Here is a 22,022-nt window from a genome sequence, read left to right as displayed (position 1 = left end):
TGCGTCAGGTCATCCCGCTCGTTGGTCAGCTTCTCGGCGGCACGATAGGCCGCAGACGCAACCGCACTGCGGCCGCCACTGCGGGCGATCAGCTTGGTGCTGAGATGATAAATTGCCAACGCGCCATGTCCTTTTGCAGATCCGCCCACCTGGGCACCGAGTTGCGCAGCAACTCGTAAGTGCGCCCTTGTGCCTCCATCGCGTCGCTCTTCCGGTCACGGTGTGAGCAAGCGGCGATGTCGGTGAGCTCCGGTGTAGGTCGGCATCGGGGATGGCGCAGCACACAAATCTGCGCGTTCCAGACGACGCTTGTCAGGCGGCACCATGGCTCACCGCAAGTACTCGGCGAAGGGCCAACGTCGGTTAAGGAGCAGGACATGGTGCGACGATCGATCGAAGGGCGCTCGTCGCATCTCTCGGTCCAGAAGCGAACACTGCAAATTCGCCACAGCAAGTCCAAATACACTGGAACGAAGAAGCCAAGTCGCTTCTGTCGGGCATCGTGCTTCATATCGCGTCCAGCGAAGCAGCGGACAAGCGCACGCTCATGACGCCGGCAGGACCAAACGCCGGGGCAGGACGCGAGGCCCGCGACGCCACGGGGTGTTTAACGGACGGGCAACACGCCGCCGGCTCTCACGGACTCGCAAATGCTAAATATTTGAGCGAAACTCTCGCGGCCCGTTGCCGGTAGCCTTTCGGAGAGCACGGGCGAAATTGGCCGGGGTCGAATATCCCAGTTCCGCCGACACGCGAGTGATCGAGTCGTTCGTGTGCCGGAGCAGTTCAGTGGCTCGCTGGACCCTTGCTGTGCTCGACAGGCTGCGAAAATTGGTGCCGGCCCGATTAAGCTCTCGTTGCAGCGTCCGGACGCTGGTGTCCATCGATTGTGCGGCACTATCGATCGACACATCGCCCGACAGAACCTGGGTCCTGACTTGTTCAACGATCACGTCGAGCATATCCCTAGGAGCACCGCCTCGCCGGTCTCGCGCTACATCCTCGATGGTGACAATCGGGTATGAGGCGTGCCGAGGAGCAGCGGACAGATGATGGCGATCCATCACGACCGTTACCGCGGGTGCGTTGAAATGAACCGGGCACTGGAAGATGTCTTCGAAAGGACCCGTCTGGTGCGGTCTACCGATGTCAAGCTCGACGCGCAGTGGTCGCCAACGAGGGGGCAAATATGCCCTGAAAAGGCTGAGCAAGACGCCTGCCGCGGCACATGCGGTATTGGCATAGCCGGAACGGCCGGCTAAAGCGAAACCATAGCTGTATCGCACCTCTTCGCCCACGACCGCAACTGACATCCTGTCAGCCGTGCTGTGATAACGAAGGCCAGAGATGCTGCGCTCAATGGCCTGCCCTAAGGTGCCAGCACCAAACACGTAGTGTCCGAAGCTGCCATAGTTGGCAATGTTCATCATCGGAGTAATCAGAAGTCCGAAGTTGGCCTCGCCGGCGGCGCGTGCGGCCGCTTCGACGAAGCCAATCACGGCCGCGTGCGGGATGAAGCAGTGCTCTCTCTCGGTCAGTTCGAGATCGAAGCCGATGGCGCGAGTGGCCTGCAGCAGCGCCTTTTGCCCCATCTCGCGGCGTATGAAAGCCGGCATGCCATGCATTATGCGATTGGAGATGACCGGGATCTCAGCCATGTTAGCAACGCTCCAAAATAATGTAATCGTGGCGTAAAATGAGTGGTTTCGAATTTTTCGAACGTGTTTAGTTCAGTAAAACGGGTGTCGCGTAAGTAAATACCTCAATAACTTTCTGCATCAAGGGGGGACTATGACGACTAGACGAAACCTGCTGCTCGCAGCCACAGCTGTCGTGGCAACGGCAGCGCCACTCAGACCTCGAATGGCGCAGGCAGCCGATGGAGTGGCCGACTTCCTTTTCGTTCAGAATGCAAGCGCAATGAGATTCGACAAAGCCGCGAGCAAGCTGACGCTCGAAGGTATCGGCGCCACAACGTTGTTTTTCTCGGACCGTCCCGAGCGCATTGCCGGGAACATGAATACGACGGCTTTCGTACCCTTCTGGAGCAAGGGCAAAGACAGCTTCCTTTCCGATCCGCCGAATGCCGACCTCTCGATTCTCGAAGCGGACAAACTCCGGCAGGTCGTCGTCATTCTGGAGAACCCGGACCTGAAGGACAACGACTTGTCCTACACGGTGAAGGTGGTCGACGGTGAGATGCCAGAGACGGGTTCCGAAGTTTCCGTGTTCATTGACATTATCGGCATGCCGTTGACGCCGCTCTCCTATGCGGGCGTGGCCAGGCGCAGCTATCGACGGGCGTTTCTGTACTAGCACCTGCCGCAACGCGGTAACGGACCTCGAGACCAACCTAAAAGGAGCACGGCAAATGTTGACGAAGCGAGATCTGCTCCGCACCACCGCGGCAATCGCCGCTGGCGCGGCCATTGCGAAGCCAAGCCTGCTGATGGCACAGAACAAAGCCGAATGGCCCAGCCTGTTGGAGGCCAAGGACATCGCCGAGGAAGGCTTCATCTACGGCTTACCGCTGGTGATGAATTATGCGGTTATGCAAGAGTTTGCCGTGGACAGGAACTCCGGGCAGTTCAAGGCACCGTTCAACGAGATCAACAACGAGCACCATGTCGCCACCCCTGAGGATACGGCAGTCATTACGCCGAACAGCGACACGCCCTACTCGATCCTCTGGCTGGATTTGCGTGCTGAACCGATGGTTATCTCGGTGCCGACGGTCGCAAGGGACCGCTACTACTCGGTTCAGCTGATTGACGGCAACACCTACAATTTTGGCTATATCGGCACGCGCACCACAGGGACCGAGCCGGGCGACTATCTGGTGGTCGGCCCCGATTGGAAAGGCGAAACGGCCACCGGGATCGAGAAGGTCTTCCAATCGACGACGCCGTTCACGCTCGCCCTAATCCGAACCCAGCTCTTTAATTCCGACGACATGCCGAACGTCGAGAAAGTTCAGGCAGGCTACAAGGCGCAGCCGCTTTCCACCTTCCTTAAACAACCCGCCCCACCTGCCGCACCCAAGATCAAGTTCCTTCCTGCCACCACTGCCGGGATCAAGGACAACTTCTTCCCGTATCTCGACGCAGCCCTGCAATTCGTTCCGGAGAGGCCAATAGACAAGGCCATTCGCGCGAAACTTGCGAAGATTGGCATCGGTCCCGGCAAGGCCTTCGAGTTCAAGGATCTGTCGCTCGAACACAAAGCCGAAATCGTGGTGGCGATGAAGCAGGGTGACGACAAAGTCGACAAATGGCTGGCCAGCGGCAACAAAAGCATCAACGGCTGGAACGTTGGCTCGTTCTTTGGCGACGAGGCCTTCTACAACGGCGATTGGGTGATGCGCGCCGGGGCTGCAAAGGGCGGTCTCTTGGGCAACGATGCCGTAGAAGCGATGTACCCCTATACCCGAACGGACGCGACCGGTGAGCCGCTCGACGGCAGCAAGCACAAGTACACCATCACCTTCCCACCCGGCCAGTTGCCGCCGGTGAATGCATTCTGGTCCGTTACGATATACGACGGCAAGAGCCAGCTCCTGGTCAAGAATCCGATCAAACGATACCTCATCAACTCGCCGATGTTGCCGGCGATGAAAAGGGGCACGGACGGCTCTCTGACGCTGTACATTCAGAAAGACAGCCCCGGTGCGGACAAGGAATCCAATTGGCTACCGGCGCCTGATGACAAAATCTATCTCGTGATGCGCCTATATTGGCCGAAGCCCACGCCGCCTTCGATCTTGCCGGCGGGCGAAGGGACATGGCGGCCACCCGGTGTGAAACGGGTCTCATAGAAGGCGCAGTTTCGTCCGCCTCTCAGCAAGGTTGCTGCTCACTTCCAAAAGCGGGAGTAATTTCAGAGCATTATTTGCCCGCCGAGCGTCCAGACCATGCCGGCGACAGCGCATGCGAGCAATGTCGCAATCACCGAGACCTTGAACCGAAAGATCGCTAGAGCCGCAGCGAGCGACAATATCATTGCCGGAATGACGGCGGAGCGGAGCAAGGGAACGTCCAGCCATAGCGAGCCGGCCCGGATCACTGTCACCTCCGCAAACAAGGTGTGCAAAGCGAACCAGATAGCGAGATTGAGGATGACGCCGACCACCGCCGCGGTGATGGCCGACATTGTACCCGCCAACGCGACATTGCCGCGAAGCTTCTCGATGAACGGCGCTCCGAGGAATATCCAGAGAAAGCACGGGACAAAGGTCACCCACGTGGTCAGGATTGCTGCCAGCGTTGCGGCGGTCATTGGGTTGAGCGACCCTGGATCGCGATACGCCCCCATGAAGCCGACGAACTCAACCACCATGATCAGTGGTCCCGGTGTCGTTTCTGCCATGCCAAGGCCGTCAAGCATTTCTCCTGGCTTCAGCCAGCCATAGTGCTGGACAGCCTCCTGCGCGACATAGGCAAGAACAGCATAGGCGCCACCAAACGTGACGACTGCCATTTTGCTGAAAAACAGTCCAATCTGGGTGAACACGTCGCCGGGACCAAGGATGAACCAGAGCACACCTAGGGGCACGATCCACAAAGCGAGCAGCGCTCCCGATATACGTAGCGACCAACCAAGGTTGGGTTTCGCATGCGCCGGGGTGTCCTCGCCGAGGAGTGAATTTGCATCAGACAGAACCGGGCCGCTTCCGCCCTTGTGACCACCGCCCACTTTAAAGGACGCAAATCCGAGTTTGCCACCCGCGAAGCCGACAATACCAGCCATCAAGATGATCAAGGGAAAGGGTACGTGCAGAAAGAAGATCGCCACGAAAGCCGAAGCCGCGATTGCGATCATCGCGTTGTTTTTGAGCGCCCGACTGCCGATACGAATGACTGCCTGGACAACGACGGCGAGTACCGCCGCCTTCAGACCGAAGAACAGTCCAGCGACGACTCCGATGCTGCCATAGGCGGCGTAGATGCAGCTCAGACCCAAGATCGCAAGGAAACCAGGCAGAACGAACAGGAAGCCGGCGACGAGCCCTCCCGCCGTCTTGTGCATCAGCCAGCCGATGTAGATCGCAAGCTGCTGTGCTTCCGGACCCGGCAAGAGCATGCAGTAGTTCAATGCGTGGAGGAAACGGTGCTCGCCGATCCAGCGCTTCTCGTCGACGATTATCCGGTGCATCACGGCGATCTGTCCGGCAGGGCCCCCGAAGCTCAATGCCGCGATCCGCGCCCAGACCTTCACGGCCTCGCCGAAGGATACGCCATGGGAATATTCGCCTCCCGCGCCTTCCGTGGGTGCGTTGCCAACAATGTCGGTCATGTCACGACGCCCCCCTTTTCGCGGAGGGCCAGTTGTGCGTTTCGTCGGTCGCATCGCGGCACCAGCGGTAGAACGCGTCATACAGCAGCATCCCGGCGTCGAGCTGCGCGAGATCGTCATTGTACATGCGTGACAGACCGAGTGACGCGGCAAGAAGCCCAGCTGCCTCGGGAGCGAGATCTGGTCTCCCGGTGTCAGCGGCCCGAACGATTGTCCCAAGTCGCAAAAGGGCTTCCGACGTCAGACCGAACTCCTCGATCATCACGTCGAAGGTGCACAATTCACCCCGATGGCTCCAGAAGACGTCCTCGATATCAAACGGCGTAGCCCCGAAGCGATCACCTACCATCGAGACTTCGGAGGCCGGGACGAACAAAAAGAGCGCATTCGGATCGATAAAGCGCCGAATCAGCCACGGGCATGCGATGCGGTCGATCTTCGGACGAGCCCGGGTGACCCAGACTGTTCGGCCCTGCGCGTCGCGCGGCGGAAGCTTATCCTTAGGGACAGCTAGCCCAGCCTTTGCCCAGGATTCGAAGCCACCCTCAAGGCTTTCTGCGTCGATCCCTGCATTGCGGAGATACGCTGCGACACCGTGGCTGAGTTTACCGCCACTCTGGCAGACGACAACCGTGGATTCTGCGTCGACCAGCTCGACCCATTCCGTGACGTCTTCATGGCTGCGGCGGATCGAGGCAGGCACGTGCCTTGGATCTCGCGCAAAGTCTTCGTCCGTACGGACATCGATGACGAGCGGCGCACCGGGCGTGCCGATAAGCCGATTGAGCTTGTCAGGGGAGATTTCCATAAATGACGGCATGACGCGTCCTCCGTTTGATCGGTTTCATTGGACGCGATTCTTCGGCATGTCGCCTCGTGGGGCGATCGCTGCCCCATGCCAAAATCATTCGCAAACAGATGGTGTTCTGTCAAGCATATCGAGATTTTAGGTCGATGACCACGCGGCCTGGCCGCTTGATCTCGACAACAGCCTGCAGATGATGAGCGCGCTTCGGGATCGACAGACACACTCGCTCGCCGACCGCCGGAAAGAGCTCTACAGGTTTTCGATCATCACTCCCTTCTAACTATTCGCAATGGACTACCTTCCTTTCCTGGTGAATGAGACGAGATGCAATTACCGCTGCGCAGTATTGAATTTACACCTTGGCCGCGATGACGATTTCAATTGCTTTATCTCGTATGCCACTGAGGCTGCTTCTGGCGGCGCGTTCCTGCCGTCGTGAGTTCGCCTGTCAGCCCATCTCGCCCATTCAATTGGCTGGCTGTGGAAACTGACAAAAGCACACGACAAACAGGGTGCTACTGGCGTTGCGCCTATTCCTTAGTTCTGTCATAAAAACGTCATACTCAAGTCGCCGAGCGGCAGAATGACCCGGAAAACGTTCTGGGGAACGAATGACCAGGATTGGGATTCGCGGAAGCGGAGTTGAAGTGGCTGGCGCTGACAGACCGCCGGAACGAAAGACGTCAATCCAAGTCGCTGAAAAGGGACTGGTTCCAGCACAGAGCAATTGAGAGCAGGAATGTTTCACATACACAAAGGGATGGGGGCCACACAGCTCGATGCCTCGCTACCCGTTGGCCACATTCGACAGGCGGGGGCAATCTGCTTGCGCCGCATTAGCGACCAATCGCCGGTAGAAACATTGCTAATCGCAAGTCTTCGCAATGGGCATTGGGGAATACCAAAGGGTCGCATGGAAATTGGTGAAACAACCAGCCAAGCGGCACTGCGCGAAGCCTTTGAGGAAACAGGGGTCAGGGGCCGGCTCACAGAGGATGTTTTCGGGGCTTTCACTTACGAGAAGGAAGGCCCTGATCGTTTTCATGTTAGCGTTCACTTGCTTGTCACCAACAAAGTGGCAGACACTTTCCCTGAAAAGCACATCCGGAAAACACGATGGGTTCCCCTTCAGACCGCGATGAGGGATGTCGGCTACACAGAGCTCAGAGAGCTGTTCGCTCGGTTGCTGCACGAGAACGATGATATTCAGGCATAGCAAGCGAAAGCATTGGTCGAAATCAATTTTCGACAGACGGTGACTCTGTTGGCGCAATGCGGTCAAGGCCCCCTGGGCAAATCAACAGGCCGCCACTGTCACGCGGGCAACGGGTGAAGACCCCATTTGGGAAGACGCGGCGGAGCCCGACGGTATTTTGGACAAAAGAGCTATCCCTTGCCCAGATGCTTCGGCCAGAATTCCTGATGTACTTCGGCGGCTTCGCCTTCGAGGTTTGGGTTTGGGCCAACCACAGTGACGATGCGTGCACCGGTATGCAAAACCGCCCGGCTCGGCACGTTCAACCCGATCCCGGCGATCTCCCCAAGCCGCATTTCGGAGCACGCAAACACCATACGCCCGATGCCCGACCAGTAAATCGCCCCCGAGCACATCGCGCACGGCTCCGTGCTGGTGTAAAGCGTGCAATCAGCGAGAAAAGCAGTGTCGTAGTGCTGCGCCGCCAGTTTAACCAGGTTCATCTCGGCGTGGTTCGTCATATCGTGGCCGGTGAAGACGCTGTTTTCGGCGCGCAGGATTACTTCACCGTCCTTCACCAGCACCGAGCCAAACGGTTCGTCGCCGTGTTCCATCGCGGATCTCGAGAGAGCAATCGCCTCGCGTAAAAACGGCTCGTGGTTTTCCATCAGAAATCTCCCCAAACACTAGAGCAGGATGATCTTGTCTGGAGTCGAAGGGATTTCCAAGGGGCCGCGTTGAAGCGGCGGCTTCTGACCAACCAGAATACCTTTGTTCCGTGGATATCGAGGACGCAATACGGCGGTTTCCATGACGAAGTCTCCGCCACCCTCCCCCGGATCGCAGCTGCCCATTGGTCGAAGGGACGCTCCTCAGCATGCGTAGAACATCTGGCATCCGCACGCCGACGCTGCCATAAATGAGCTTCATCGAGGGAGGCATCATGATGCAGAAGAATGCGCCGGACTTCAGCCTTGAGGGCAAAGTGACTTTGGTGACGGGAGCGAGCCGTGGCATCGGTAGAGCTTGCGCACTTGCCTGTGCCGCAGCAGGCTCCGATATTGTTTTGGGGGTCCGCGATGTCGCAGCGTCAGCGGGCCTGGTTGCCGAACTCGAGGGCGCGGGACGAAAAGTTCTCCCTGTTGAACTGGACATTCCCAATCAGGCCCATATCGCACAAGCCGTCGACGCGGCGCTTGCTTCGCTCGGTCGGATCGATGTCCTGGTCAACAACGTCGGCGTGGCTCCGGGTAATCTCGCGGAACTCGTTGAGGAGAAGGACCTTGACGAGATACTCGATGTCAACATCAAGGGCACCTTTCTGATGACGCAGGCGGTAGGTCGTCACATGATCAAGCGCAATGGGGGCCGGATCATCAACATCAGCTCACAGGCCGGTACCGTGGCACTGCGCGGCGAGGCGATTTATTGCATGAGCAAGGCGGCAATCAACCACCTCACGCGCTGCCTTGCGGCTGAATGGGCACGCTATAATGTCACCGTAAACACCGTATCGCCGACGTTCATTCACACCGATGGTACAGCACCTTTTCTATCCGATGCCGACAATCACAAAGCGACGCTCGGTCACATTCCACTCGGCCGGATCGGTGAAACCGATGATGTGGTGGGTGCCGTAGTCTTCCTTGCATCACCGGCTGCGAGCCTGATCACCGGCACGAACCTGCTGGTGGACGGTGGATGGTCCGTCGCCTGAGGCCAAGGCGCTCATGCAGCGCTTACGCAGACGCGAACGACGATTTCCATTGTCGCGGGCGCCATGGCGAGCGCGTTGTATCCTCTTCAATCGGGCAGCTTCAAGGGGAAACAAAGACACGATCGTAAACACACACTTACGCCCGTCGAGAACGACTATTTCCCGTCTGTGTCGCCCGATTGTTTTGTGGTTGCCTTTAAAACGCCTTCCCGCAAATCCGCCTCATCGGCGAGAATGGCGGCGGCCTCGTTCAGCAAGACGTCTTTTGCGTTCTTACGGGCATTCTCAATCGCAATATCAGCACTCAGGCTACGCTCGTTCGCTTGCAGGCCATCATCTTCAACAGGATCTACACCATCGTTTATTTGCTGGTTTGACCTGAGGCGGTTCTCTCGAGCAGTCAGTTTATTACGGCGTTCGGTTTCGTTGAGAGAGACAACCCCCTTCTCGCGCTGCGCCTTCAGTTCGGCAATGTCTTCCGAAAAGCGTTGGAACTCCGGATCGCTCTGCACCCGAACATCATGGCGGCTTTGCAATTTCTGCAACAACGTCATCATATTACCGGCAGGCGCATAATTCGCAGGCTTGATCTGTGTCCAGGGCAGGGCATTATCATAACTCGACTCACCAAAGCTCTTAGGGTCAGAAAGTCCCGGTAAGCTGATGTCTGGCGTAACGCCGCGCAACTGGGTCGTGGCGCCATTAACACGGAAAAACTGGGCAATCGTCAGTTTCAGCTCACCGAATTTCGGTTTGCTGTTGTGTGCCACCTGGTCAAGATTAACTACAGTTTGCACGGTGCCCTTGCCAAAACTCGGTTCGCCGACAATCACACCTCGGCCATAGTCCTGTATCGCAGCGGCAACAATCTCCGAAGCCGACGCCGAACCGCGATTGATCAGCACACCCATCGGACCCGTCCATACGGGCGTTGGAAGATCATCGCTTTTTACCACAACCTTACCGTCGGCACCGCGTTGCTGAACCACAGGGCCCTTGCCGACAAACAGACCTGTCAAATCAATTGCCTCAGCCAATGAACCGCCGCCATTGTTGCGCAAATCAACCAGAACGCCGTCAACCTTGTCTTGCTTCAGTTCACCGAGAAGCTTTGCGACATCGCGGCTTGCGCTTCTGTAATCCTTGTCGCCTTTTCGCCGTGCTTCGAAGTCCTCATAAAACGCCGGTAAAGTAATAACTCCGATTTTACGGGTGGCGTGACCATCCTTTATGGAAAGGACGGCCTTCTTGGCAGCCTGCTTTTCCAGGCTGATTTTATCGCGCACCAGGCTGATAGTGCGATGCTTGCCATCTGCTCCAGCATCCGCTGGCAAGATGTCCAATCGCACGACGGTATCTTTTTTCCCTCGTATCATTTGCACAACGTCATCAAGGCGCGTGCCCAGCACTTCCTTTACCGCGCCGTCCTCGCCTTGACCGACACCGATAATGCGGTCCCCGACTGCCACTTTGCCGGACAACTGCGCCGGGCCCCCAGGCACAAGCTCACGGATCGTCGTGTAGTCATCGCGCTCCTGCAGTACCGCACCGATACCAACCAGCGAAAGCTTCATTGAAATATCGAAATCGGCCGAAGCGGCCGCGCCGAAATAGTCCGTGTGCGGGTCAATCGACGTTGTATAGGCGTCCATGAACGACTGGAAAACGTCGTCGCTCTTGTATTTGTAAGCGCGCTCGAGGGCGTTTTCATATCGTTTGTTGAGCGTGTCACGAATAGCTGCGGCGGTTTTACCCCCCAGCTTCAACCGCAGCCAGTCGCCTTTGACCCGCTTGCGCCAAAGTTCATCACGCTCGGCTTCCGATTGCGCCCAAGGTTCTTTATCACGCAACAAGGAATAATCTTCCTGCACACTGAAATCGAAGTTCTGCTTGAGCAAGTTGCGCGCGTAGTTCATGCGGTCGACAACGCGCTGTTCATAAACGTTGAAGATCGAAAACGGAATCTGCAGATCTTCCCGTTTGATGGCATCATCAATCTTGGCGCTGTCAGACATGAACTTGTCGATGTCCGCCTGCAGGAAGAGCATGCGGTCCGGATCGAGCGACTTGATGAAGCGGTTCATGACCTTGGCTGACAGTTCATCGTCGAGCGGAACGGGCTTATAGCCGAAACGCGTGAGAAATTGTGCACTCATCTGAGCGGCTTGTGCCTGCTGCTTTAGCGGCGCCAAAACAGGCAATGATCCGGCTTCCAGGGCATATGCCGACGGTGCAATTGCCAGGAATATGCCAAGGAAACCGTTTCGTATCCGCATTCTGCTTTGATCCAGTTCGTAATTTTATGTCTCTATGTGCGATGTAGGCGGAACAATTGCGGTTTTTTTGGCAACCGACTGAAATGTACGCGCCAATGCAGGCGGTGCTGTCTGCCATACACTTTAGTGATGCCGTCCCTTTAAACCAGTCCCGGAAAAGACGCGTCTTTGTTCGTCGAAGTATACTTCAGACCATGTGGTCGGCGACATGCGATGAAGCCGGGTTGAGCGCCGTTGACAGAAATCTCATGTGGCGCCGGACTCGTCAAGATTCTTGACGAGTGGACTTTGCGGAGGTGCCATTTCATCCCCTTATCCTTGTGACGCTGCGGTCCTGGCGACAACGATGCGGAAGCCGTTGCCACGCCAGAAACCATCTGGCTCGAGACTGCCGCGATAGGTGCAGGAGGCCTTCATCCTGTTGCTCGAAAAGCAACCGCCGCGTAGCACTCTGCGGATCGAGGGGCGCGCGTCGATCGCTTCTCGTCCATCCTCGCGATAGGGATATGTGAAGCTCGGTGTCGTCATATCCTCGCCCCAAAGTGTCGTGTTCCACTCCCAGACCTGTCCTGTCATGTCGTAGCAGCCATAGGCAGAGCGCCCCTTCGGAAACAGACCGACGGTGCAGGTATTGTTGAACCCGGCCTCCTCGGAATTGGCGGCGTCGACACTCCATTCACCGTCCCAGGGATAGATGATCGTTTCGGCGCCGAAATCCCGTTGATCGCCGCGCGCGGCCCGTTCCCATTCCGGCTCGGTCGGAAGCCGCACGACTTCTTCAGCCTCGATCCGCTCCTCTTTGCGCCAACGATCGGTCAGCCAATCGCAATAGGCACGCGCGTCATGCCAGGTAAGATCGGTCGCGGGAGCGTTTCGACGATCCTTGGCAAAGCCATCGGGGCTGCGCCAGGGCCGACCGGTAGCCCGCACGAAGGCACCATAGACAGCATTCGTTACCGGATAGAGGCCGATACGAAAGGCTTCCACCTCAACCGCATGCGACGGTGCGGAATTCGGATGCGTACTCGAGCCGAAGGTAAAGCTGCCGGCAGGTATTTGCGCCAGCGCCTCCAGATCGCGCGGATCGTTCCAGACGGACAGAATTCGCCCTGCCCGCTCACGCTCGGGTGCATACAGTGCCCCTTGGCTCACGACTGCCAGGATCTGTGCAGCGATGCACTCCTTCAATGGCCCTGCTTCGGTCTGCAATTCGGCCGCAAGCAGGGCGCCGCGCAGCATGTCGTCACCACTGCCTGCAACAAGTGCTTCGATCAAGGCGCGTGCCGCATCAGAGCCTGCGAGCCGCATCGCCAGGCTTCGCAGCACCGGCTCCCAAAGGTCTGCGCGGGCACGAAATGCTGCCACAGCGGCATCGGCCGACTGCGATATCAAATGCCGCGCTGCCAACAACTGACGCACGCGGACTACAGGAAAGAGGTCAGGGTCCTCGAGATTGCCTGAGAGTGCATCGAACGCCAGCCCGCACAGGAACGTGGCGGTCTGCGCGTCGCCGGCCACCTTGGCGAGCCACCGGTCGGTAATGGCCTCAGCTGTTTGCCCATGATCGCCGCCAATAAGCGCCATGGCAAACTGCGCCGGATTGCCAGCCGCCTCGCCGAGCGCGATACCTTGTCCGTCAAGATCGAGGCCGGCAAGTCGACTGGCGGCGTCACGCCGCTGCGCCTTGAGGAGAGGTAGAAGGTCGTAGCGCGCGACGGACGACGGCAAGGCCCATCCTTTGACGACGCAGTGCTCGCCAAGCACAAGCAAGCGGATACGCGGATAGCGAGCCTGGAAGGCCAGCGCATCGCTTAGAAGCGAAGGCCCCCCGATACCTGCGACCTCGACGCCGTCGAGAATGACAAGCAGTGCCGTTTCAGATGTCGCCCATGCTTCGCCAGACAGCAGGATCTCAAGGCCAGGCAGCGCTTCGCTGATCAGCTGTGTCATGCCTAGCCCGGCCCTGACGGGGACATAGAGCGGCAGGGCGTCTTCCAGATCAAAGGTCTCGTCATGGACCGCGCCGAGATCGTTGCGCGGCACCGCCACGGGGGCGGTACGGCCGCCGGAGAGTGCCAACGCCAGATGACGTGCAAAACTCGTCTTGCCGCTGCCCGTCTCGCCAGTCAGAACGAGCGACGCGTGATCACGCGCCATTTCCAGCGCCGAGAAATAGACAGCGGGTTCCGGCTCAGCCTGATCCGTCAATTTACGTAGCCCCTTGGCGGCCTTGTCCTCGAAGCTGAAGTTGACGAGAAGCGGAATGTAGCCACCCCGCAGATCGGCGAGCGAACCGTCCGGTAGCGTCAACAATGCGGCCCGCCCGTATTCGCGGGCTTTGGAAAGAAGCGTCTCGCGCATATCGGCGAGCGTGATCGTCCGACCCGCGCTCATTTGAACAGCTTTGCCACATCAGGGTTGTGGAATCGCTGGATCTCGATGGCGTAACCTGCCGGATCTTCGAAGAAGAAGTGTTCGCAGTAGGTGCCGCGCAATATCTCAGAGAGCCCATTCACCCCTGCTTCCTTCATCCGCTTGTGCCAGCCCTCGACATCCTGCGCGACGATCGTCAAAAGCACTGCGCTCTTTTCCTGGTGCTTGAGGTGGCCGCGATTGCCATCGACGATGCCGAAATAGCACTTTCCGGCTATGCGATAGATGCGCGCAAGTCCCTGGTCGAGCACGAGTTCAAGGCCGAGATCGTTCTCGTAAAACGGTGCAGCCACATGAATATCGTCATAGTAGAAGAAAGTGATCGAGTAGTCCTTTTCCATTGTCGTGTCCTGTTCAGCCGATTTTAAGGGTACCCTTGTGGTCGATCGCGAGGCCGGAAATCTCCTTGCGCGCAGCAAAGACATCAACCGGATGGACCAGATAAAGCCAGGGCGGGTTCTGGTGTAGGCGCGTCAGGCAGCGTGCATAGGCCACGTCCCGGGCATCGTCATCGACCGCCTGGTTGGCAGCAGCAATGAGCCCCTCGGTCTGTGGGTCGCTATAGCCCTGCCACCAGACGGCTTTCGGCTTGCTGGAGATCTTGTCGTTGAGGATACGGTAGGTGCTGTGTGGCGACGAATCGAAAATCGCCATGTCGCCCATTTCCTTGCGGCCGATTTGACGGGCGTATTCGGGTCGATCGTGCTCGGTCTCTATTTCGACCTTCAAACCGACTGCCTCGAGTGCCAACGCCACGAAGCGGCTCACATCGGGCGCCCGCTCCGGCATGAAAGTCGGGGTGCGTAGCCGGATGGTCCCGCTTGCATCAACCCGGTCGAGTAACTGACGCGCCTTTGCCGGATCATAGGCAATTGGCGACAGGCTGGCCCTGGCTGCGCCAAGGTGAAACGGGCTGACGATCGTCGAGGACGGAACGGCCAAGCCGTGGAAAATGTCCTCGGCGATTAACCCCGTGTCGACGGCGTGATTGACCGCAAGCCGCGCTTCGGGCGAGCGGAAGATGCCTTGCTGGCAGTTGAGGTAGTACATGACCGACAGCGTATTGACCGCCTTGCCCCAGGCAAGGCTTTCATCGAAGACCAGCCGCTTGTCGATACGCTCAAGGTTGAGTGCGGCATCGACCGTACCCAGCTTCAGGGCCTCGTAACGCGCTTCGGCGTGGCGTTCCGCCAAAGCGACGATGCGGCTTGGCCCGGATCTGCTGCCTGCTCTTTCCAGCATGGCGCGCTTGCCCGCTTCGAATTCTGCCACGCGGTAGCGTCCGGTGCCGAGAACCGGCGATCCCGATTGGTCGACGCGGCAAATGTAGAACTCCGAGAAGATGTCGAGAATGTCGGCAATCGGCTCGGGATTTTCGACGAACACGACGCGGTCGCTATCAGCCGTGATACGGGCGTGCGCCAGATAGCGCGCATAGGACCACTTCATTCCGAACGTATCGACGGCCTCCAGGACACCACCAATGAACGCGATAATGTCGTCGGCGACGCAAGGCTTTCCGTCATGGAAGGCCGCGCCGTCGCGGATGACGAAGCGCCACTCGCGGCCATCGGCAGAATGAACCCAGCTCTCAAACAGGGCCGGCCGCACAAAGCCGTCCTCCCATTTCAAAAGCGGCTCGAACACAAGGTTCTTAAGTGTCAGGACGCTGGTATCGTCCGTCACGCGGGTCGGCGGAAGGAAGTCCACCTTTTCCAGGCTGATTGTCAGTGTATCCAAAATGGCCTCAGTCGAGTTCGCTACGGCGGCGCGGATTGAACCAGTCGGCCAGAGAATCGCCGATCAGATTGAAGGACAGGACTGCGAAAAGAATGGCCATCCCCGGCGAAAGCGCCACCCAGGGGGCACTGCGCACATATTGCAGGTTTGCCGAAACATCCGCTCCCCATTCGGCCATCGGCGGTTGGGCCCCAAGTCCGAGGAAACCCAGGCTCGCCGTCTGAAGGATTGCGCTGCCAAGTGCCAAGGTCGATTGCACCAGAAGCGGCCCCAGCCCGTTCAAGAAAACATAGCGAGAGAGAATTCGGTGATTGGGCAGGCCAAGCGAAATCGCAGCTTCCACATAGGGTTTGACCGAGATGCTGAGCGCCTGACCGCGCGCCACGCGGGCAAACTGAGGCGCGAGCGTGATGGCGACGGCAAGCATGGCATTCTGCAGGCTCGGGCCAAAGGCTGCAGCCAGCGCGATCGCCAGCACCAGCGCCGGGAACGCCAGGATCGCGTCAACGATGCGCATGATGATGCTGTCTGTCCAGCCGCCCACGAAGCCCGCGATCGTGCCGAAGAAGACGCCGACCACGAAGGCGATAGCCACAACGCCGACACCGATCGTAAGCGTGGCGCGCCCGCCATACATGATGCGCGTCAGGATATCGCGGCCGAAAGCATCGGTGCCAAGCCAATGGCTGAAACTCGGGGATGCAAGCTTGTGCAGGACATCGAGCTTGGTCGGCGAATAGACCGTGACCGACGGTCCGAAAGCGATCAGAACAATGAGCGCAAGAAGGATGCCGAGCCCGACGACGGCGAGCGTATTGCGCCTCAGAAAGGTAATGAATTCGCCCATGATATCACTTCATCTTCTTGCGGACGCGCGGGTCAAGAACGCCGTGGAGCACGTCCACGACGATAGACGTGATGACGAAAAGCAGAGCAAAGACCAGCGTTGTGCCCTGGATCACCGGATAGTCACGGTTCTTGATCGCCTCGAACATGTAGCGGCCAATCCCCGGCCAGGCAAAGATCGTTTCGGTCAGGATGGCGCCGCCGAGCATCTCGGCAAACTTCAGGCCGATCACGGTGATGGCCGGCAGAAGTGAGTTGCGCAGGCCGTGATTGAGGATCACGTCCCCGCGCCGCAGCCCCTTGGCCCGGGCCGTTCGAATGAAATCTTCTCCCATGACGTCAAGCATCGTGTTGCGCACGAAACGCCCGAGCGTTGCAGCAAGGAATGCTGCCAGCACGGCGGTCGGGAGGATCAGATGCTGGAATGCGCTCCATGCAGCCGCAAAATTGCCCGTGATGATGCCATCGAGGATGGCAAATCCGGTGACCGGCTCGGCGGTGATGAAGGAACTTATCCGGCCCGAGACCGGCAACCAGCCGAGATAGGTGCCGAAGACGAGCTGGAGGATGAGAGCGAGCAGGAACGCCGGCATCGACACCCCAACCAGAGACATGATGCGCGTGGCATGATCAAAGATGGAGTTCGGCCGGATTGCGGAGAGCACGCCGATCGGAATGCCGACGATCACCGCTACGACGACGGCAAGCACGGACAGCTCGATCGTTGCCGGCAAACGCAGGAGGATTTCCTGAGCGACCGGCTGGCCGGTCTTGAGCGAGATACCGAAATCGCCCTGCAGGAGCCCGCCGACGTAGTGCAGGAACTGCAGCACGACAGTTTGGTCAAGATCGAGCTGGACGCGCAGCGCGTCAATCTGCGCCTGTGTCGCTCCTGGGCCGAGCAGCGTCACCGCGGGGTCGCCTGGGATCAGCCGAACCAGTGAAAAGACGATGACCAGAACAATGCACATGACGGGTATCAGCGCGATCAGTCGGCGTATGATGAAACTCGCCATGCCTTGTTACTCACTCATCGGGTACCACCCAGGACGACAGGCAACCGGATGACGGTCGCCTGTGTTTTCGCGTGGCTACGTCATTTCTTGTAGACGGACCAGTATTCGTTGAGCGGCGGCGCGCTGTTGATGACCAGACCTTCGACATTGGCGCGGGTGAACACGATCAGCTTCGGGCTGAAGAGATAGGCACCCGGTACCCGTTTGGCGATCTCTTCCTGAACCTGGAAGTAAAGCTGCTTGCGGGCCTCGATGTCGGGGGTCTGTTGCGCCTTGACGATCAAATCGTCGAGGTTTTTGTCCTGCGGCATGCGGAAGGTCATGGCAGTATCGGCCAGCGACGACAGATAGCCAATGGTGATGTGCGCGTCCGGATCGTTGTACCAGGGCTGGCGTCCGTCGAGGGCAACATCGAACTGGCCCGACGTCTGCAGGGCGCGCAATGCGGGAAATTCCGTCTGCTCGATCGTAGCAGTGATACCGATATCGGCAAGGTTTGCCTGGACAAACGTCGCAACGGCGCCCCAGAGCGGACCCTGGAAGCTATAGAGCTTCAGGTTGATGCTCGAGGGATCGACGCCGGCTTCGGCAAGAAGCTTCTTGGCGAGTTCGGGATCGTATGCCGGCGCGAGCTCCTTCATCTTGGGATTGAAGGCCCAGCTATTGCTCGTCAACGGACCATAGACGCGCTCGGCGGTACCGCCGAAGACGCCCTGCAGGAGGCCATCATAGTCGATCGCATGGGCGATCGCTTCGCGGGTCTTGAGGTTGGCGAAGGCGCCATCCTTCTTATTGTTGTTGAATTCGAGCTGACGGATGATCTGGCTGGACGTCTCCAGGACCTTCACATCCTTGTTGCTCTTCAAGGCTTCGATGTCTTCTGCGGCGATAGCAGACAATTGCCCCTGCTGCTGAACGATGTCAACGCCACCGCTTTCAAGCTCGAGACGGCGTGTCGAGGCATCGGGAATAACACGGTAGATGATCTTGGAAAGCTTCGGCGCACCGCGGAAGTAGTCCGGGTTAGCCTCCAGAACGACGTTCGTGTCGGCCTGTGCGCTCTTGAAGACGAAGGGGCCCGTACCGACTGGATTGGCGGCAAACTTGTCGCCGTATTTCGCGACGGCGGCGGGACTTACGATTGCCGATTGCGGTTGCGCCAGAATCGACAGGAACGCCGGATAGGCGGCTTTCAGCGTGATCTTGACCTCCCCCGGGGAGACGACAGCGATGTCCTTGATCAAATCGAAGGTCGCCTTGACATAGGAGTTCGAGGCCTTGGTGCGCTCAAGCGAGAACTTCACGGCGGCCGCGTCGAAGGCAGTCCCGTCCTGGAACTTCACGCCATCGCGAAGCTTGAAGTCAAACTCCGTGCCATCGGCGGAAACCGTCCAGCTCGTCGCGAGACGACCTTCCAGTGCCTTGAAATCAGGCGAGTTCCAGGCGACGAGCGTATCAAAAACGTTAAGAATGATCTCGCTGCCGACCGGCTCGGCCTTGTTGGTGCCGGGCTCCAGGCTGACAGGATCCGACGGAACGGCAATCACCAGCGTTTTCAGCTGCTCTCCACTCTGCGCCTGCGCGGTGCCGGCAACGAGCGCCAAGGCAACCATAGCGGCTGCAAATCCTTTCCAGACATTCATTCTACGACCCTTTCGTAGCCATGGCTTCATGCCAGGCTGTTCTCGCCATGCATCGGCATCGCGTTCGCATTCGTGATATACTACGAAATATATCAACGGGAAATTCCACTGTAAACCCAGCTTGGCGACTCTTTATACAATCGCCAAAATCGCACATTCTTTAAGCAATATAAGAAAAAATATGCCTTTTATTCGCGCTCAGTGAGAACAGAAATAGACTTTACGGCCCTACGTCGCCTGGATTGGGTCGGCGCCCGTGATCACTGGCCGCGTCGGATCGCTGACCCATGCGGACCATGAGCCCGAATACATGGCGGCCTCAATTCCGATGGAGGCGAGCGCCAGAACCGTGTGAGCGGCCGACATTCCGGCGCCACAATAAACGCCCACCTGGCAGGAGCCGTCGGCGCCAAGAGCGCGATACATCTCTCTGAGCGTCGGCCCGTCGGTAAAGTTGCCATAGTCGGTTACGTTATCGGGTGCCGGCGCACTGATCGCACGAGGAATATGCCCCCTCGCCGGCTGGCCGGGTTCAACCGGACCGCCAATATAGTTCGGGCGGATGCGCGCATCTAGCAGCACCCCTTCCTTGCCGAGACGCAGAGCGCTCTCGGCGTCAAGTTCCGGCATATGTCCTGCCGACAGTGTGATGTCGCTGGGTCTTGGGGTCGCGACCGCATCTGTCGTTGGCAGTCCCGTCCCGACCCACGCAGGCATGCCGCCATCGAGCACCCTGACATCCGGCAGACCTGCCCATTTCAGTACCCACCAGGCCCTTGCCGCCGTCATGCTGCGATCACCATCATAAATAACGATAGTGCTGCCGGACCGCAGGCCCCAACGACGTGCGTTTTTCTGGAGTATGTCGATATCGGGGAGCGGGCGTTGACCGCGCTCGAAGGACGCGGGCGCCTGAAAATCCGAATAGGCCTCGGTATCGACAGCCCCCTCAATGCGCTGGCCCTTGAAGGAGGGCGCACCTGTGTATGGATTGATGGAATGAACCGCCAGCACCGTCACGTCCATGCCGGACCTGCGAAGCTCATCCAGTTCGCCGGCGGTCAGAAGAACCTTTCTACGAACGTCATCCGTCATGCGCCGACTTCTCTGCAAGGGTTTATCTTGGCATCCTCGTACACCGGAAACGGCTTGGCAAGATAAAATATCTTACGTAGTATATTACAGATTTTTCGGATGCGGTGCCGTACATCATACTTGGCCGCTTGCCATCGGAGTTCTCCGCGTGACCATCCTATCTGTCGACCATCTGACGACCTCGTTCCGCCGCGGCGGCCAATGGACGCCCGTCGTCAACGATGTCAGCCTGACGATTGCTGCAGGCGAAACAGTGGCAATCGTCGGAGAATCCGGCTCGGGAAAGAGCGTGACGGCAATGTCCATCATGAGGCTTCTGCCGGACAAGTCGTCTCGGGTCGCAGGCAGCGTCAAGCTCGGTGGACGGGAACTGCTCACCCTGCCCGAGCGCGAGATGCAGGACGTCAGGGGCAACGAGATCGCAATGATCTTCCAGGAGCCGATGACATCGCTCAACCCTGTCATGAGCGTTGGGCGCCAGATCGCCGAGGCGATCCGTCGCCACCGCGCCGTCACTTCCACGCAAGCGCGCGCGCAGACGGTCGCATTGCTGGAACGGGTCCGCATCCCGGCAGCCGAACGGCGCTTCGATGAATACCCCCACCAGTTGTCGGGCGGCACGCTCCAACGCGTCATGATCGCCATGGCGCTCGCTTGTCGCCCCAGGCTTCTGATCGCCGACGAGCCGACAACTGCACTCGACGTCACTGTCCAGGCGGAAATCCTGGAGCTTATCAAGAGCTTGCAGGACGAGGAGAAAATGGGCGTGCTGTTCATAACGCACGACATGGGCGTAGTTGCCGAGATCGCCGACCGAACCGTTGTGATGTTCCGCTCGCACGCACTGGAAGCCGGACCGACTGAAAGGATATTCGCCAAGCCCGAGGCTGACTATACGCACGCCTTGCTGTCGGCGGTGCCCAGGCTTGGGTCTATGACCGGGCACAAGAACCCAGCTACCTTTCCCCTGATCGACGTTGAAACAGGTCAACGGGTTGGCGAGCGCGAGGTTGCCGCGGCCGGCGACAACACGGTCCTTGAGGTTCGCAACCTCGTCACGCGGTTCGACATCAAGAGTGGCGTGCTGGGGCGTGTCTCCGGCCGCGTTCATGCCGTGGAAGACGTGACCTTCGACTTGAAGCAGGGTGAAACGCTGTCCCTCGTCGGCGAATCGGGCTGCGGCAAGTCGACGACTGGCCGGTCGGTACTGCGGCTCGTCGAGCCCGTCAGCGGCAGCATCCGCATCAATGGCGAAGACATCCGCGCCATGACGCCGGCCACGCTGAGACGCCAACGCCGTCAGATGCAGATGATCTTCCAGGATCCCTATTCCAGTCTCAACCCACGCATGCGTGTGGTTGATGCCATGGCCGAACCGATGGTTGCGCATGGACTTTTTCCAAAAGCACAGGCACAGGCCAAAGCGGTCGAGCTTCTCGAACGTGTCGGCCTGACGTCCGACATGGCGCGTCGATTTCCGCACGAGTTTTCCGGTGGCCAGCGCCAGCGTATCAGCATCGCCCGCGCCTTGACGCTCAATCCCGGCCTGATCGTCGCCGACGAGGCGGTATCGGCACTCGACGTATCGATCAAGGCGCAGGTGATCAACCTGATGCTGGAACTGCAGGAGAGCCTGAAGATTGCCTACCTCTTCATCAGCCACGACATGGCCGTCGTCGAGCGCGTCAGCCACCGCGTTGCCGTGATGTATCTCGGAGAGATCGTGGAGATCGGCTCGCGGGCGCAGGTCTTCGGCAATCCGCAGCATGCCTATACCAGGCGCCTGCTGGATGCGGTGCCTATCGCCGACCCCATACGTCGCCATTCGCGACGGCGCCAGCCCGGCTTCGAGCTCGGTAGCGCCGTCCGGTCAGCGGACTACGTACCCGCCAGGGCACGCTATCGCGAAGTCGCACCCGGCCATCTGGTCAAGCAGGAATGATGCGGGCGGAGCAGTCTTG

Annotated in this window: 17 protein-coding genes; 5 read left to right on the top strand and 12 right to left on the bottom strand. The window is 58.8% G+C overall.

What is annotated here, in order from left to right:
- Window positions 1–653 precede the first annotated feature (653 nt).
- A complete protein-coding gene (locus AC1D2R_RS30740; protein WP_477973458.1) occupies window positions 654–1,658 on the bottom strand; it encodes an AraC family transcriptional regulator in 1,005 nt (334 codons plus the stop codon).
- Window positions 1,659–1,791: 133 nt separating this feature from the next.
- On the opposite strand from AC1D2R_RS30740, the gene AC1D2R_RS30735 reads away from it, so the two are divergent.
- Both AC1D2R_RS30735 and AC1D2R_RS30730 read left to right on the top strand, forming a co-directional pair.
- Window positions 1,792–2,316 carry a hypothetical protein gene (locus AC1D2R_RS30735; protein ID WP_477973456.1) on the top strand — a complete coding sequence of 175 codons (525 nt, stop codon included), beginning with the start codon at window positions 1,792–1,794 and terminating at the stop codon, window positions 2,314–2,316.
- A gap of 55 nt (window positions 2,317–2,371) precedes the next feature.
- On the top strand, window positions 2,372–3,814 hold the full coding sequence (locus AC1D2R_RS30730) for a DUF1254 domain-containing protein (protein ID WP_477973454.1): 1,443 nt from the start codon (window positions 2,372–2,374) through the stop codon (window positions 3,812–3,814).
- A 62-nt stretch (window positions 3,815–3,876) separates the two neighbouring features.
- On the opposite strand, the gene chrA is transcribed toward AC1D2R_RS30730, so the two are convergent.
- On the bottom strand, window positions 3,877–5,292 hold the full coding sequence (chrA, locus tag AC1D2R_RS30725) for a chromate efflux transporter (protein WP_477973452.1): 1,416 nt from the start codon (window positions 5,290–5,292) through the stop codon (window positions 3,877–3,879).
- 1 nt (window position 5,293) lies between these two features.
- Window positions 5,294–6,112 carry a chromate resistance protein ChrB domain-containing protein gene (locus AC1D2R_RS30720; RefSeq protein WP_477973450.1) on the bottom strand — a complete coding sequence of 273 codons (819 nt, stop codon included), beginning with the start codon at window positions 6,110–6,112 and terminating at the stop codon, window positions 5,294–5,296.
- Window positions 6,113–6,839: 727 nt separating this feature from the next.
- Here AC1D2R_RS30720 and AC1D2R_RS30715 point away from each other — a divergent pair.
- Window positions 6,840–7,316, top strand: a complete 477-nt coding sequence (locus tag AC1D2R_RS30715) for an NUDIX hydrolase (protein WP_477973448.1) — start codon at window positions 6,840–6,842, stop codon at window positions 7,314–7,316.
- 170 nt (window positions 7,317–7,486) lie between these two features.
- Here AC1D2R_RS30715 and AC1D2R_RS30710 read toward each other — a convergent pair whose 3' ends face one another.
- On the bottom strand, window positions 7,487–7,963 hold the full coding sequence (locus AC1D2R_RS30710; RefSeq protein ID WP_477973446.1) for a nucleoside deaminase: 477 nt from the start codon (window positions 7,961–7,963) through the stop codon (window positions 7,487–7,489).
- A 278-nt stretch (window positions 7,964–8,241) separates the two neighbouring features.
- On the opposite strand from AC1D2R_RS30710, the gene AC1D2R_RS30705 reads away from it, so the two are divergent.
- Window positions 8,242–9,012 carry an SDR family NAD(P)-dependent oxidoreductase gene (locus AC1D2R_RS30705; RefSeq protein WP_477973460.1) on the top strand — a complete coding sequence of 257 codons (771 nt, stop codon included), beginning with the start codon at window positions 8,242–8,244 and terminating at the stop codon, window positions 9,010–9,012.
- A 155-nt stretch (window positions 9,013–9,167) separates the two neighbouring features.
- On the opposite strand, the gene AC1D2R_RS30700 is transcribed toward AC1D2R_RS30705, so the two are convergent.
- From AC1D2R_RS30700 to AC1D2R_RS30665, 8 genes are all read right to left on the bottom strand, one after another.
- A complete protein-coding gene (locus tag AC1D2R_RS30700) occupies window positions 9,168–11,288 on the bottom strand; it encodes a carboxy terminal-processing peptidase (protein ID WP_477973444.1) in 2,121 nt (706 codons plus the stop codon).
- Between the two features lie 312 nt (window positions 11,289–11,600).
- Window positions 11,601–13,682: a formylglycine-generating enzyme family protein gene (locus AC1D2R_RS30695; RefSeq protein ID WP_477973442.1), complete on the bottom strand. Its 2,082-nt coding sequence runs from the start codon at window positions 13,680–13,682 to the stop codon at window positions 11,601–11,603.
- Window positions 13,679–14,062, bottom strand: coding sequence for a VOC family protein (locus tag AC1D2R_RS30690; RefSeq protein WP_477973440.1), 384 nt, complete (start codon window positions 14,060–14,062; stop codon window positions 13,679–13,681). The genes AC1D2R_RS30695 and AC1D2R_RS30690 overlap by 4 nt, the downstream gene beginning before the upstream one ends.
- A 13-nt stretch (window positions 14,063–14,075) precedes the next feature.
- The gene (locus AC1D2R_RS30685; protein ID WP_477973438.1) at window positions 14,076–15,461 is read right to left on the bottom strand and encodes an ABC transporter substrate-binding protein; all 1,386 of its coding nucleotides are present in this window, start codon (window positions 15,459–15,461) and stop codon (window positions 14,076–14,078) included.
- 7 nt (window positions 15,462–15,468) lie between these two features.
- Window positions 15,469–16,308, bottom strand: a complete 840-nt coding sequence (locus tag AC1D2R_RS30680) for an ABC transporter permease (protein ID WP_477973436.1) — start codon at window positions 16,306–16,308, stop codon at window positions 15,469–15,471.
- Window positions 16,309–16,312: 4 nt separating this feature from the next.
- Complete coding sequence (locus AC1D2R_RS30675) at window positions 16,313–17,323, bottom strand: ABC transporter permease (RefSeq protein WP_477973434.1); 1,011 nt, start codon at window positions 17,321–17,323, stop codon at window positions 16,313–16,315.
- 80 nt (window positions 17,324–17,403) lie between these two features.
- Complete coding sequence (locus tag AC1D2R_RS30670; protein ID WP_477973432.1) at window positions 17,404–18,966, bottom strand: ABC transporter substrate-binding protein; 1,563 nt, start codon at window positions 18,964–18,966, stop codon at window positions 17,404–17,406.
- Between the two features lie 228 nt (window positions 18,967–19,194).
- A complete protein-coding gene (locus tag AC1D2R_RS30665; protein WP_477973430.1) occupies window positions 19,195–20,061 on the bottom strand; it encodes a sulfurtransferase in 867 nt (288 codons plus the stop codon).
- A 148-nt stretch (window positions 20,062–20,209) separates the two neighbouring features.
- Between AC1D2R_RS30665 and AC1D2R_RS30660 the strand changes: the two genes are divergently transcribed.
- Window positions 20,210–22,003 (top strand): ABC transporter ATP-binding protein, encoded by a 1,794-nt coding sequence (locus tag AC1D2R_RS30660; protein WP_477973428.1) that lies wholly within the window; start codon window positions 20,210–20,212, stop codon window positions 22,001–22,003.
- The last annotated feature ends 19 nt before the right edge of the window (window positions 22,004–22,022 follow it).

It is taken from the genome of Rhizobium sp. P1_C7 (assembly GCF_056406295.1).
This window is presented reverse-complemented; position numbering and strand designations above follow the sequence as displayed.

What these genes read in the sequence shown, in the direction of transcription:
- AC1D2R_RS30740 (WP_477973458.1), bottom strand. Translation starts at nt 1,658, where the DNA reads ATGGCTGAGATCCCGGTCATCTCCAATCGCATAATGCATGGCATGCCG.
- AC1D2R_RS30735 (WP_477973456.1), top strand. Translation starts at nt 1,792, where the DNA reads ATGACGACTAGACGAAACCTGCTGCTCGCAGCCACAGCTGTCGTGGCA.
- AC1D2R_RS30730 (WP_477973454.1), top strand. Translation starts at nt 2,372, where the DNA reads ATGTTGACGAAGCGAGATCTGCTCCGCACCACCGCGGCAATCGCCGCT.
- chrA (WP_477973452.1), bottom strand. Translation starts at nt 5,292, where the DNA reads ATGACCGACATTGTTGGCAACGCACCCACGGAAGGCGCGGGAGGCGAA.
- AC1D2R_RS30720 (WP_477973450.1), bottom strand. Translation starts at nt 6,112, where the DNA reads ATGCCGTCATTTATGGAAATCTCCCCTGACAAGCTCAATCGGCTTATC.
- AC1D2R_RS30715 (WP_477973448.1), top strand. Translation starts at nt 6,840, where the DNA reads ATGTTTCACATACACAAAGGGATGGGGGCCACACAGCTCGATGCCTCG.
- AC1D2R_RS30710 (WP_477973446.1), bottom strand. Translation starts at nt 7,963, where the DNA reads ATGGAAAACCACGAGCCGTTTTTACGCGAGGCGATTGCTCTCTCGAGA.
- AC1D2R_RS30705 (WP_477973460.1), top strand. Translation starts at nt 8,242, where the DNA reads ATGCAGAAGAATGCGCCGGACTTCAGCCTTGAGGGCAAAGTGACTTTG.
- AC1D2R_RS30700 (WP_477973444.1), bottom strand. Translation starts at nt 11,288, where the DNA reads ATGCGGATACGAAACGGTTTCCTTGGCATATTCCTGGCAATTGCACCG.
- AC1D2R_RS30695 (WP_477973442.1), bottom strand. Translation starts at nt 13,682, where the DNA reads ATGAGCGCGGGTCGGACGATCACGCTCGCCGATATGCGCGAGACGCTT.
- AC1D2R_RS30690 (WP_477973440.1), bottom strand. Translation starts at nt 14,062, where the DNA reads ATGGAAAAGGACTACTCGATCACTTTCTTCTACTATGACGATATTCAT.
- AC1D2R_RS30680 (WP_477973436.1), bottom strand. Translation starts at nt 16,308, where the DNA reads ATGGGCGAATTCATTACCTTTCTGAGGCGCAATACGCTCGCCGTCGTC.
- AC1D2R_RS30675 (WP_477973434.1), bottom strand. Translation starts at nt 17,323, where the DNA reads ATGGCGAGTTTCATCATACGCCGACTGATCGCGCTGATACCCGTCATG.
- AC1D2R_RS30670 (WP_477973432.1), bottom strand. Translation starts at nt 18,966, where the DNA reads ATGAATGTCTGGAAAGGATTTGCAGCCGCTATGGTTGCCTTGGCGCTC.
- AC1D2R_RS30665 (WP_477973430.1), bottom strand. Translation starts at nt 20,061, where the DNA reads ATGACGGATGACGTTCGTAGAAAGGTTCTTCTGACCGCCGGCGAACTG.